At 48.1% G+C, this 12501-nt stretch carries 9 protein-coding genes; all 9 read right to left on the reverse strand.

The features are described 5' to 3' along the window. Positions 1–31 precede the first annotated feature (31 nt). The 9 genes from AC6I2O_RS03750 to AC6I2O_RS03790 all read right to left on the reverse strand — a co-directional run bounded on the left by AC6I2O_RS03750 (position 32) and on the right by AC6I2O_RS03790 (position 12290). Positions 32–1408 (reverse strand): UDP-N-acetylmuramoyl-tripeptide--D-alanyl-D-alanine ligase, encoded by a 1377-nt coding sequence (locus tag AC6I2O_RS03750; protein WP_497741844.1) that lies wholly within the window; start codon positions 1406–1408, stop codon positions 32–34. Between the two features lie 52 nt (positions 1409–1460). Beyond that, complete coding sequence (locus AC6I2O_RS03755) at positions 1461–2573, reverse strand: D-alanine--D-alanine ligase family protein (protein ID WP_120392635.1); 1113 nt, start codon at positions 2571–2573, stop codon at positions 1461–1463. Positions 2574–2636: 63 nt separating this feature from the next. Next, positions 2637–4358: a L,D-transpeptidase family protein gene (locus AC6I2O_RS03760; RefSeq protein ID WP_497741845.1), complete on the reverse strand. Its 1722-nt coding sequence runs from the start codon at positions 4356–4358 to the stop codon at positions 2637–2639. Between the two features lie 139 nt (positions 4359–4497). Next, entirely contained in the window at positions 4498–6627 is a 2130-nt protein-coding gene (locus AC6I2O_RS03765; RefSeq protein WP_497741847.1) for a glycoside hydrolase family 13 protein, read from the reverse strand. Between the two features lie 304 nt (positions 6628–6931). Beyond that, positions 6932–7837, reverse strand: a complete 906-nt coding sequence (locus AC6I2O_RS03770; protein ID WP_120392633.1) for a D-psicose 3-epimerase — start codon at positions 7835–7837, stop codon at positions 6932–6934. A 200-nt stretch (positions 7838–8037) separates the two neighbouring features. Then, positions 8038–9156, reverse strand: a complete 1119-nt coding sequence (locus tag AC6I2O_RS03775) for a glycoside hydrolase family 172 protein (protein ID WP_497741849.1) — start codon at positions 9154–9156, stop codon at positions 8038–8040. A gap of 41 nt (positions 9157–9197) precedes the next feature. Beyond that, positions 9198–10022 (reverse strand): carbohydrate ABC transporter permease, encoded by an 825-nt coding sequence (locus AC6I2O_RS03780; RefSeq protein WP_120392631.1) that lies wholly within the window; start codon positions 10020–10022, stop codon positions 9198–9200. Positions 10023–10031: 9 nt separating this feature from the next. Continuing rightward, the gene (locus tag AC6I2O_RS03785; RefSeq protein WP_147412299.1) at positions 10032–10925 is read right to left on the reverse strand and encodes a carbohydrate ABC transporter permease; all 894 of its coding nucleotides are present in this window, start codon (positions 10923–10925) and stop codon (positions 10032–10034) included. Positions 10926–11027: 102 nt separating this feature from the next. Then, positions 11028–12290 carry an ABC transporter substrate-binding protein gene (locus AC6I2O_RS03790; protein ID WP_120392629.1) on the reverse strand — a complete coding sequence of 421 codons (1263 nt, stop codon included), beginning with the start codon at positions 12288–12290 and terminating at the stop codon, positions 11028–11030. Between the last annotated feature and the right edge of the window lie 211 nt (positions 12291–12501).

A 12501-nucleotide genomic window follows, 5' to 3' on the forward strand; every position in this document is an offset into this window, starting at 1 on the left:
TCCCCGGAGTATCTCCCCGATTTCCACAGTCTCATGCCTGGCTCCCGCCCAGCCATTCCACGACCTTCTCAAAATGCATGGAATGCGACGCTTTTATCAGAATCGTATCATCCTTCTTCACCAGCCCCGGCAGCTCCCGCAAAAGCTGCTGCAAACTGTCCATTTGAATGACCTGTATTTTGGAATTTACCCTGGAAATCCCGTCTGCCAGCTCTGTCATCAAAGTACCGACACAGATACAGCAGTCAATATCCAGACTTCCGGCAAATTCACCGACCTCCCGATGCAGCGCACGCTCTTCTGGCCCAAGCTCCGCCATATCGCCAAGAATCGCAACCTTCCGGCCCAGACCATCCTGCAAAACCTCAAGTGACGCTTTCATGGAGACCGGATTGGCATTATAACAGTCGTCAATTATCGTATAGTCCTCTGTATGCACAATGTGGAACCTGCCGCTTACCGGCTGCAGGCTCTCAATCCCGGCGCGAATCTGTGCGGTCGTCAGCCCGTAGTGCAATCCAACCGCCGTACCTGCCAGCGCATTCAGGACCATATGCATACCCGGTACGGGAATCTGGGCGGTAAAGCTGCCCTTTTCTGTATGAATCTGGCAGGAAATCCCGTCAAATCCCTTTTTCTCAATCCGGTCCGCATATACCGCATTCTCTTTTCCAAATCCAAAAAACACCGGACAAATCCCTTTGACCTGCGTCAGTTCTGACAGCTTATCATCTTCTCCATTTAATATAATATGCCCATCCGGACGAAGAAAATCAAAAATTTCTGATTTTGCCCGCAGCACACCGTCCCTGTCCCCCAGAAATTCCAGGTGACACTGCCCGATATTTGTGATCACACACGTATCCGGCTTCGCAATTTTTGCCAGGCGGTGCATCTCACCAAAATTGCTGATGCCCATCTCAAGAACGGCAATTTCATCCTCCTCGCAAAGCCGGAAAACCGTCAAAGGAAGTCCCAGCTCATTGTTAAAATTGCCGGCCGTTTTCAGCACACGGTATTTCTGTGAAAGCACAGCAGCGATCATTTCCTTCGTGCTTGTTTTTCCGACACTGCCTGTAATCCCCACGACCGGAATCTGCAGCTGCTCCAGATATTCTTGTGCAATCGCTTTTAATGCCTCAAGCGTAGATTCCACCAGAATATAATTGCCTTCTGCATTCGAAAGCTCCTTCTCTGAAAGCACGCAGAGCGCTCCCTTTTCAAACACGGCCGGGATAAAATCATGGCCGTCCACCCGCGCGCCTTTGATTGCCGCGAACAGGCCTCCCGGCTCCGCCTTCCTGCTGTCTGTCGTAATAGCGCTTACCTCCCGCTGCGCATCCTCTGCCCTGCCCACGTACGAACCCGCACAAACCTCGGCAATACGCTGCAATGTCAATCCCTTCATATCTCTTTCCTCTCGTCCTGTTCTTATTTTTGATGTTTCCGCAATCCTTCCATCAACTCTGATGCTTCATTGATACCTCAATCAGCAGCTCGCACAGATCTGCAAAGCTCATCCCAAGCGCTGCCGCTTCCTGCGGAAGGAGGCTCGTCGGCGTCATACCCGGCAGCGTATTTGCCTCAAGGCAGTACAGATCTCCGTCTTTCCCCATCATAAAATCCATCCGCGCGTAGCATTGCAGTTTCAGCGCATGGTACGCCATCTCCGCATACCGCTGCATCCGGGCTGTCGTCTGCTCATCGAGCTGCGCCGGGCACGTCTCGATCGTCGAGCCAGCCTGGTATTTGTTTGTATAATCATAAAATCCCACCAAGGGTGCAATTTCGATAACCGGATAGGCCTTTCCTTCCACAACGCCTACCGAAAACTCTCTTCCTTCGATATACTGCTCCACAACAACTTCTTCTTCATATCCAAAAGCCATTTCCAGCGCTTCAGAATATTCCTGCTGTGTATGTACAATCGCCACGCCTACGCTCGAACCTCCGCAGCACGGTTTCACCACGCAGGGCAGCCCCACCCCATTTTCTAAAGCTGGCAGCCTTTCCTGCGTCCGGCTCAACACGATCCCTTTTGCAGTCGGGATTCCATCCTGCGCAAACAGCTTTCGCGAAAGCCCCTTATCCATGGCAACGGCGCTCCCAAGATGGCCCGATCCCGTATACCGGATTCCCATCAGATCAAAAAACGCCTGCACCGTTCCGCCTTCTCCGTCTTCCCCATGAAGCGCCATAAACACAAGCTCCGCTTCCTGGCAAAGTTCCAGTACCCCTGGTCCAAAAAACTGTCTTCTGACCTTTTTCATTTCCGGAATTTTATCATTGAAGCCACGCATATATGCCGCTGCTTCGTCCACATCATACCTTTGTGCTGACCAGATATCCGCCGCTTCTTTTCCCTCTGTATGTGAATTACTCTGCGCTTCGACTTTTTCTCCTGTCTCTGCCGTCCGGACCGTATTCCCGGGCATTCCCTGTACTCCGCAGTAAACATCCACCAGAACTGCCTGATGTCCCTTTTCCCTCAGCGCCTTGCAGACCATCGTCCCTGATGTAATTGAAACCTCACGTTCTGTGCTGATTCCTCCTGCCAAAACTACTATTTTCATTCGAAATGCCCTCCTGAAATCCTTATAAATATTCTTATTCCGCCAGATAGAAACTCTGTCCCGTCACCAGATAACGGTCTCATCGTTCCCGCTCCCTGACCACTCATCCTGAATCGTAATCGGAAACTCCGAACCGGACTGTGAAATCCCGTCCCCTGCATTTCCTGAACCAGATCCCCCGATCTCCGTCATTCCTGAATTTGTTCCACCGATATCGATGATCTCTGAATCAGTTCCGCCGATATCCATGCTCCCTGAATCGGTTCCACCGATATTTGTCATTCCTGAATCAGTTCCGCCAAGATCTACGTTCCCTAAATCCGTTCCTGAAATAACTACATTCCCGTCTCCTGCCGTGCTTCCTGCTCCTGTCTGCCCGTAATCATAACTCGTTTCGGAGCTGTAGCAGATGATCGGGGTGCCGACCTCGATATTCTGGTAAATAATTGCCGCCTGCGCGGTCGGCGTATTGATACAGCCATGGGAACCGCTCCACATGTAAATATCGCCGCCATATGTACTGCGCCACGAGTCCGCATCATGAATTCCGACACCTCCGTAAAACGGCATCCAGTAATCGACCGGCGTCTTGTAATCCTCCCCAACCAGCGTTGCATCCTCTTCTTTGCCCACCAGACAGAATACTCCTTCCGGCGAGGCCGTTCCTGCACTCACATTGCCGGTAACGACCGACGTCTCCACTAGCAGCGCACCATCCTTATAATACCACATTCTCTGATTTGTGTAATCAATTTCTACATATGTATTTCCAATATCATTCGCTCCGCGACTCCATGCACCTTCCAGCCAAACCGGAACGCGCTGCGCACTTGTTCCGGTCAGAAGCTGCTGATACAGCGCTTCTGTCTCTGCTTCGCGGTCCATCTGCCAGCCATACGTGCGGGATTCCGGATAAACCGTCTCGCCATTGGAAGTCACAAATGGCAGAAAAGCCCCAATCGTATCATACTGATCTGCCAGCTGATTCACCCAGGCTGCAACCGCCTCCCGGTTAAATACAGGCTGTTTGTTTTCATCCAGTGAAAACCATGACGCCACAGTCTCCGCTTCGAGTGTTTCTGTAACTCCTCCACCCATCTGATACGTGATTGTAATGGTACTGTAACGGTTATAAAGATCTGCCTCTGTCTTCAGACTCTTGTCATCTGCCCGTACGGCCGGCTTTACGTAGCAATCTGTGGCCACAAGATCAACCGTCTTTCCTCCGTTTTTTACCGTATTTTTCAAAAGATCCTCGACCTTCCCGTGGTCAAGCTGACTTCCTTCCTGCTCCGGCACAATCACATACGTACCGCTCTCCTCGCGGGTCAGATAGGCATTTTTCGGCGCAGCCTCTTCACCTGCCTGCATACATGCAAGAGCCTTTGCCGCCCCAATCAGCTTCGCCTCATCGTAGGTAACAGAAGCTTGCATCACATACTCACTTCCACTGCCAAACGAAGCCGGAAGCCATGCAAAAAAATTCTGTTTATCCAGAAAACCCTGCACCTCTCCTTTGGAGACAAACTGATATCCGATCTCGTCTCCCTCGATAATCTCAACCGTGCCGTCCTTTGTCCGGACCTTCACGCTGTAATCCTCCGCCTGATCTGCAATCAGCCCCTCGGCTTCCTGAACCGTCAGATCTGACACATCTATCCCATTGATGGTCGTATGTTCAAAAAAATGGGTCCGGTAATGTATCCCTATGGCAGTATATGCACCCACGGCGCCTAGGATTAAAATAATTATAATTGCCACAATCGCTGCTGTTCGTTTTCTCATAGGTCAGTTCTCCCCTTCGCTCTCCTGCTTGTCGTATTTTCTATCTCCAGTCTAAAGCAAAGAGGCTGGAAATAAAAGAAAGTCCCGGTTAAAACAATCTTGCTTTTTTCTTAAAAACGAACAGCGGCACACTGTTTTTCTAAATAATTCCAGCCCTGTCGCCTGGCCAGTCCCCTTTTTCTGCAACCAGTACAACGGCCGAGGTTCCCTGCAAACGCACGGACACTATCCCCGAATAAACAGGATAAATCGCCGGTTCCTCCGTAAATCCTTCCGGCCCGGTCGCAAATACGCGGCGCATAACCTGCTGTTTTGTCACTCCGATCTCCCACACTGGAACCCGGATTTCCTCCTCATACGGGTTATTATTAAAAATCACAGCAATCTGGCTCTCGCGGCTGAAGCGTCCGTACGCGAGACAGTTGTAGGACCCATACAGAAATTTCAGAGAACCATTCGTAAACACCGGGTAGCGTTTATGCAGTGCAATCACCCGTTTGTGAAAGGCAAGCATCTGCTGATCCTCCTGTCCCCATGGATAGGTCCGGCGATTATCCGGATCGGTAAAGCCACATACTCCGGCCTCATCTCCATAATATACCGTCGGTGCTCCCGGCCAAGTCATCTGCATCACAACAGCCTCACGCATAACCTCCGGATGGATTCCATCTTTCGCAGCACTGCCTCCCAAAGTTTCCACTCTGCCGACTCTGCCATTTGTCCTTGTCAAAAATCTGGAATGGTCATGATTCGAAAGCTCATTCATCGCCACCTGCTGCGAAGGCGCCATCATGCAGGCCATATGGTATTTCATGGCTCCGATGAAACTGTCTGCATTTCCAAGCATCCCCTCCCGGAACTCATCGCTGTGCTTTTCCATACCTGTAAAAAACCAGGTCAGCGGCTCCATAAAAGCATCGTAATTCATCACCGTATCCCACTGATCTCCGCGTAGCCATCCCGACGCGTCTCCATAATGCTCAGCCAGAATGATTGCATCCGGATTTGCCTCCTTCACAGCTCTGCGGAATTTTCTCCAGAACTCATGATTGTATTCCAGCGAAAAGCCAAGATCCGCCGCCACATCAAGTCTCCATCCATCGACATTGTACGGCGGCGATACCCATTTTTTTGCAATTCTCAGAATATATTCTTCCAGCTTCGGAGAATCCTCATAGTTCAGCTTTGGCAGTGTATCATGTCCCCACCAGCCGTCATAAAACGGATTATACGGCCACTCGTGTTCATTCTGAAACCGGAAAAAGCTCCGGTACGGACTGTCTGCCGAGACGTAAGCTCCCTTCTCATAACCGTTCTGGTTCTCATAAATACGCTCCCGATCCATCCATTTATTAAATGAACCACAGTGGTTAAACACCCCGTCCAGAATAACCCGCATCCCTCTTTTATGCAGCTCTTCGACCAGGGATATAAAGAGCTCATTGCTGGCTTCCAGATTATCCAGCCCAGTCACACGGTTAATATAGCGCGTCGCCTGCCGGTTATCATGTTCCCCGTCGCGCACAAGCGCACCCGCATCCCTGACAATCTTTCCAAAATGCGGATCAATATAATCATAGTCCTGAATATCGTATTTGTGATTGGACGGCGAGACAAACAAAGGATTAAAATATACCACATCAATCCCGAGTTCCTGAAGATAATCAAGCTTATCCATAACCCCCTGAAGATCTCCCCCGTAAAATTCACGGACGCCCATAGCAGCGGGAAGCTTATTCCAGTCCTGCACCTGTGTTGTATAGTCTCCGATGTAGACATACTCTTTATCCAGCACATCGTTTCCCGTATCTCCGTTGCAGAAACGATCTGTAAAAATCTGATACATGACCGCTCCCTTTGCCCATTTCGGAGTGGCAAACCCCGGGGCGATACAAAACGATTTGCTCTGCTGCAAATCCCGTGACACCCCGCATTTATTATAGAAGCATCGAAACTGCCCGTTCTGGATTTCAAAATAATAATAAATCGGTTCCGTTCCTGCTTCCATCTCAATCATATAATAATCAAAACGACTCTCACAGAACTCTAACGTCATCTCCTTTTTCAGCGCACCGCTGATAAAATAGACACAGTCCACATTGTCCTTCTGCGTCCGGAGACGGATTCTGATCCGGTCGCCGGGCTTTGGTTCCATTGGCGTCACATAATTTTCCGTCTCATCACTGAACAACGCATTCATATTAAAAACAGGGCGCATCAGCATCGCATAGCGCAGCTTTTTCATGACAGTTTTTGTCTTCTGGTCCATACATACCTCCCCGGGCAGACAGAGCTGTCCCAAAAATCTCCATATATTCTACGCTATTTTCAAGCTTTGTACAACCCAGCATTTTTCACCTGACTTCACTAATTTTTCTCTCTCATAATTACATATTACGACAGACCGCTTCCCTGAACTGATTTTTGTGCTACAGGGAAAACCCTTTACTGCAATAGAAAACGATAACATGAAAAAAGGATATCGAATATGGAATACTTTTTTTAGAAAGGCCATATCCGAAATCCTTTATTTTTCATGCAGCAGCTTCAGTTCTTACAAAAACAAATAAAATTTATCTTCGTTTCAACACGCTTGCATAGTCCGACTGCGGTCCGCCAAATACATAGCGCAGATACGCGACGGAATTCTTTGCGTCCTCGTCGAGCTGTGCATCAGATGCCCCTCCGCTCAGATCGCGCCATATTTTAATATCATTGCCTACGCCTCCGCCGCTCTTTACAAACGGCTCCATTACCACATTTTTATCGTAACCGATGGCCCGCAGCGCCATACCGATCTCATACCATGGGAAGCCTCCCTTTCCAGGCACGCGTCGGTTGTTCTCTCCCACATGGAAATGCCCCAGCTTATCGCCTGCCAGCAAAATCGCTTCCACCATGCTGTCCTCTTCAATGTTCATATGGAATGTATCCAGCATAATTTTTACAGCGTCCACGTCAACCTCTTCCACAAATCTGCGGCACTCTGCACACGTGTTCAGCAGATACCCTTCAAAACGGTTTAATACTTCCAGACAGTAATCAACGCCGCATTCACCTGCAATCTGGCCTACTTTGCGGACATTTTCCACGCTTCTGCGCCAATCTCCTTGCTTGTCAATCGGCTTTGAATAATCGACTGGCCAGTAGGAGTAGATACCCCCGCCTAGGGTATGAATATCCAGAACCTCAAGTTTTTTCAGAATATCTGTGTAAAATGCAAGCGCATGCGCTACAACAGCAGGATCACTGCTTGCCAGGTTCTCCTGTGCATTCGGCCCATATCCTGCGGTGAGTGTCACGCCCGAATCCTCCGCCATCTTTCGCAGTTCCGTAAGCTCCTGCGGCGAAATCTGCTTCAGCATCGCACAGGAAATTTCCAGAATATCAAATCCAAGCTCTTTTACCTTCGGAATATACTTTTTCTGGTCCACACCCCATTCCTGCTCCCAGTATGCAAAATAAATACCATATTTCATCGTATAATTCCTCCATTCTCATTTTTAGAATTCCTTGCTGAAATGATTGCTTCTGAAATCATTTCAACACATTTCCATACAAAATGCAATGGAAACTTAAAATGCTGCAGTTTTCTTGATCCGAAACCGCAGCATCTGTCTTTATCTTTTCACACCCCTGAGTTTAAGAAACTTATTCCTCCACCAGACAAATTTTTCCGTTAATCCTCATTTTTTCTATGATCCCCATCCAGTTCTCCTTCCCACAGATAATCGGAATCCTCGATCGGCAGACGTTTTTCCATTGGAAGAATCTCCTCAAACGGTCTGTGCGGCTCTGTCTGATACCAGTATGCGGTGGATGACCAGTCGTCGCTGCGATGATTTGCGTGTCCATGCTCAATCGTCACACGAATTGATTTTTCAAACATGACCGGATCTGCAATATGATAACGATAATAGCTGATCTTGCCCTTCCAGTTATCCTTTCCGCCCAGAATCAGCCCATGGTATGGCGCGCAGTATTCCTGTGTCGGGCACCAGGCCATGTTCACATAGTCCTCTGTTCCGGTCCCGTGAAGCCTTGGCGGCCACAGCTCTCCGTCGATGAACATCATATCGTCGCCCTCGCCCGGCCAGTCCCAGAGTGCGTTTTTGTGAAGGTTGTGGATGTTGATATTACAGCCCACGTAGTGGCCTCTTCCTTCGGCCTCCATGATGACATAATTCTCATCCCCGGTCATATTGACGCCGCCGAAGCACCATTCTCTGTGCGTCTCAAAGTTCTTCTCCGGCTGCCCCTGTGTCGGAAACTCCCTGTGCCATTTCGCATGAAAGCGCAGCATTTCCTCCGGAAGGCTTTGGTACGCTTCATAATCCACATAATAGTAAAACAGAAGCTCCCGGTCGCTCTCATTCGTGATCGTCATACGCGCTCCATCCGAAAATGGCATTGGAAACCAGCAGTTAAAGCCCTTACCGTCCTCCGGACTCATCTGCAGCGGCTCGCTGACGAAATTTTTGCTCATTGCATGGCCCATACCGAAGAAATCGCCGACAGGCGCCAGGACGCTCGGCTCCTTCTCGCCATCCCAATAAAAACGCAGCACTGATTTTCTCAGGTAATATTTTACCTCCTCCGGTTCGTGTGCAAGCGTACACCAAAAATGCGTGATACATCCGCACCCGGGTACATCAAAAAATATAAATGTCTCTCCTGGCTGAATATGAATCCTGTCATCATTCCCACCTGTTCTGTCATAACTCGATTCCCTCATCCTTTTTGCATCCCTTGCCAGCGCAATTGTCGCAAGCGACGCAGGTGTGTTCGTATTACTCATCCTCTTCTCCTCCTTCATTGATTCCATAAATTTTGATTCGTTTATCCTTTGATTCCTGACGTCTTAATCCCATCCGTAATGTATCTCTGGAACACGAAAAACAGTATAATAATCGGCAATGCCGAGATACAGGAAGCGGCCAAGACAAGATTCCAGTCTACCGCATTTCCGGTCTTAAAATTCGCAATCGCGATCTGTACCAGCCATATTTTCTTATCCTGCGCCACAATCAAGGGCCACAGGTAATTATTCCAGTTTGTTAGGAAAAACGAGACGGCCAGTGTCACGGAGATCGGCTTTGCCAGTGGCAGTACGATACGACGGAACACGCCGAAATAAGACGCACCGTCTATGTATCCCGACTCTTCCAGCTCTTTGGGGATTCCCAGAAAAAACTGATGGAACAGGAAAATACCATACGCATGTGGAATCATGGGAATGATGACACCCCACAGATTATTCACAAGGCCCATTTTCTTTATCATAATAAAAAGCGGGATCATCAAAACAGAAAACGGCACCATCATGGTACTCAAAATCCAGCTGAAAATCAGCTTTCTTCCGCGAAATTCCAGCCGTGCAATTGCATAACCGGCCATTGCGTGGAAAAACAGTGCAACTACCGTAACGATCGTCGCTACAAAAAATGAATTGCCAATATACGTTCCGAAACTTTCCTTGCTGAAAACTGTCTTGAAGTTATCGAGCGTCAGGGACGAAAGCGGCGGAAAAATATTCATGCCAAAGATGTCCTCCGGCTGCTTTAGCGCGCTGATCACCAGCAGATAAATGGGAAATGCGATAATTACTGCAAGCACCAGAGCCAGAGCAATCAGAATCGCCTGTCGTATTCTTTTTTTCCTCATACTCTCACCCTACCTTTCCTTCTTTCTTGTCAGTACCATCTGCAAAACAGTCAGCACCATAATCAGCAGGAACAGCACAAACGCAAGCGAGGACGCATAGCCCATCTCGTACGTGGAAAAGGCCTCTTTGTAAATATAGAGCACGGATGTCGTCGTCGCACTTGCCGGTCCTCCCTCTGTCATAACCCTGATCTGGTCAAATGCCTGGAACGAAGAAATTGTGCACGTAATCAGCACAAAAATCGTCGTTTCTTTGATCAACGGCAGCGTAATGGAAAAGAATTTTTTCACTGGTCCGGCACCGTCTAGCTCAGCCGACTCATAATAGTCCCTCGGAACATCCTTGATCGCAGACAGAAACAAAATCGTATTATAGCCAAGCACAAGCCATACGCTTACCGCCACAATCGAAGGCAGCGCCTGCGTCGGCGAGGCCAGAAATCTCTGTTTTTCAATACCTGCAAACACGAGAATCTGATTCAGAAATCCCTGCATGGGATTATAGATAAAGGACCATACGATACCGGCAATAACCGTGGAAATCGCATAAGGCAGGAAAAACATGGTCCGGAAAAACGTCTGAACCTTTTTGTGCAGCGCACTCAGCAGATTCGCCATCATCAACGCCATGAGAAAAACACACGGCACGTACATGAACGCATATTTCGCAGTCACAATCAGACTCTTGCGAAACATCCGATCCTTGAACATTTTAAAATAATTTCCAAAACCAATAAAATCCATGTCAGACAGCCCGGTCCAGCTGTGCAGACTGATATAAAACGCATAAACAATCGGAATAAATACAAAAACCAGCAGTCCAAGCACGTCAGGCAGCAGCATTCCGTATGCGGTCAATACCTCTCTGCGCTTTTTGGGACTGATCTGTTTTTTCTTCTTCATAAAATGGTTTCCCTCCTTTTTTAACACCGGAATTTTCTTTGAAAAAGGGACGCCCGGAGCAACCCCGAATGTCCCTTTCTCATTCTCCTGCGTCAATCAGTTTTACAGTGCCCCGTCATATGTGCTGAGGAAATCATTTACTTCTTCTTCTGCAATTGCAATCGCATCCTCTACGCTGATGCTGGTATCAAAATAAACCGTTTGCAGCAAATCCTGCAACGTATCAGAAATCTCTGCCGGAAGTCTCAGCTCCGGAATCTCTGTTCCGAGAATATTATCCGTAAATACGCCCTTCAGACCTTCATGGTAGAATTCTTCATGGTCAGCGGTTACTGATTTTCTCGGTGAATAAGCGAATTTCACTTCTGTGCACCATCTAGCTGTTTTGGAATTATCCTCTGAACCAAACATCCATACCACAAACTTTGCCGCTTCCTCTGCATAATCGGAATTGGCATTTGCACAGAGCTTCCATCCACCTGCAACCGTTGTCGGTGTGCCGCCTTCGCTTACCGGAATCGGTACTACGCCAATCTTTTCTTCCATTTCCGGATATCTGTTTTTAATCTGTGAAATTCCCCAGGTTCCCATCAGCTGCATTGCCGTCTCGCCCTCACACAGCATTCCGATATCTGTGTTGCTTCGGCTCGGGTTGATATTTGCATAGCCTTCTTCAAACATTTTACGTTTCAGTTCAAAATTTTCGATTACGCCCGGCTCGTTCAGTGCAAGCTTGCCATCCTTAAATACTTCGTTTCCGGTCATCCACAGGAATGGGTACCACTCAAAGAGCTGATGTCCGCCCTTTACCGTTTCCATCGTGTAACCATATCTCGTATCTGTCGTGAGCGCTGCAGCTGCATCATACAGCTCCGCCCAGGTAGTCGGCGGTTCAATACCAGCTTCAGCCAGTACTTCCTTGTTGTAATACAATCCAACCTGCTCCAGCTCATACGGGAGAGCCAGAATCTCGCCGTTTACCGTACACGCATCAATGGCAGGCTCCAGAAAATCATCCAGAACTGCAGGATCAATATAATCATTGAGTGACTGCATGGTACCTGCGCTCGCATATTTCAGGAACATTCCCGGATATGAATAGAAAATATCCGGGCCTTCGCCTGATGCAAATGCGGTTGCAAGTTTTGCACCACGATAATCATCCTGCGGCATCTGCTCCAGTACGATTTCCACTTCATCCTGAAGTTCATTGTACTCTGCTATACAATCCTCAAAAAACTCCAACTCCAGATTCTCACTGAATACTGCGAATTTCAGCTGCTTTTTCTCACCTTCAGCCTGAACACTCACACACGGAACCAACATCGCTGCACATAACAACAGACTTATCGCTTTTCTTTTCATACACTTCCTCCATATTCTTTGTACTCATTTGAATTGGATGAGAACTGGCGCCTTTTCACTTCATCCCTTTCGGATAACTTTATTATACGGTACAAAAACCCTGAATTCCATTTCAAATACCTTATATTTATTATAATGATCCTACTTTTTTGTCAATATCCACAAAAGAAACCAAAATTAAAAAGAGAAACTATCATATTACACGGCAGTT

Source organism: Blautia sp. St.27G3 (assembly GCF_059728505.1).

Coding starts and splice junctions, on each gene's coding strand:
- AC6I2O_RS03750 (WP_497741844.1), bottom strand. CDS start 1,408: ATGAAGGGATTGACATTGCAGCGTATTGCCGAGGTTTGTGCGGGTTCG.
- AC6I2O_RS03755 (WP_120392635.1), bottom strand. CDS start 2,573: ATGAAAATAGTAGTTTTGGCAGGAGGAATCAGCACAGAACGTGAGGTT.
- AC6I2O_RS03760 (WP_497741845.1), bottom strand. CDS start 4,358: ATGAGAAAACGAACAGCAGCGATTGTGGCAATTATAATTATTTTAATC.
- AC6I2O_RS03765 (WP_497741847.1), bottom strand. CDS start 6,627: ATGGACCAGAAGACAAAAACTGTCATGAAAAAGCTGCGCTATGCGATG.
- AC6I2O_RS03770 (WP_120392633.1), bottom strand. CDS start 7,837: ATGAAATATGGTATTTATTTTGCATACTGGGAGCAGGAATGGGGTGTG.
- AC6I2O_RS03775 (WP_497741849.1), bottom strand. CDS start 9,156: ATGAGTAATACGAACACACCTGCGTCGCTTGCGACAATTGCGCTGGCA.
- AC6I2O_RS03780 (WP_120392631.1), bottom strand. CDS start 10,022: ATGAGGAAAAAAAGAATACGACAGGCGATTCTGATTGCTCTGGCTCTG.
- AC6I2O_RS03785 (WP_147412299.1), bottom strand. CDS start 10,925: ATGAAGAAGAAAAAACAGATCAGTCCCAAAAAGCGCAGAGAGGTATTG.
- AC6I2O_RS03790 (WP_120392629.1), bottom strand. CDS start 12,290: ATGAAAAGAAAAGCGATAAGTCTGTTGTTATGTGCAGCGATGTTGGTT.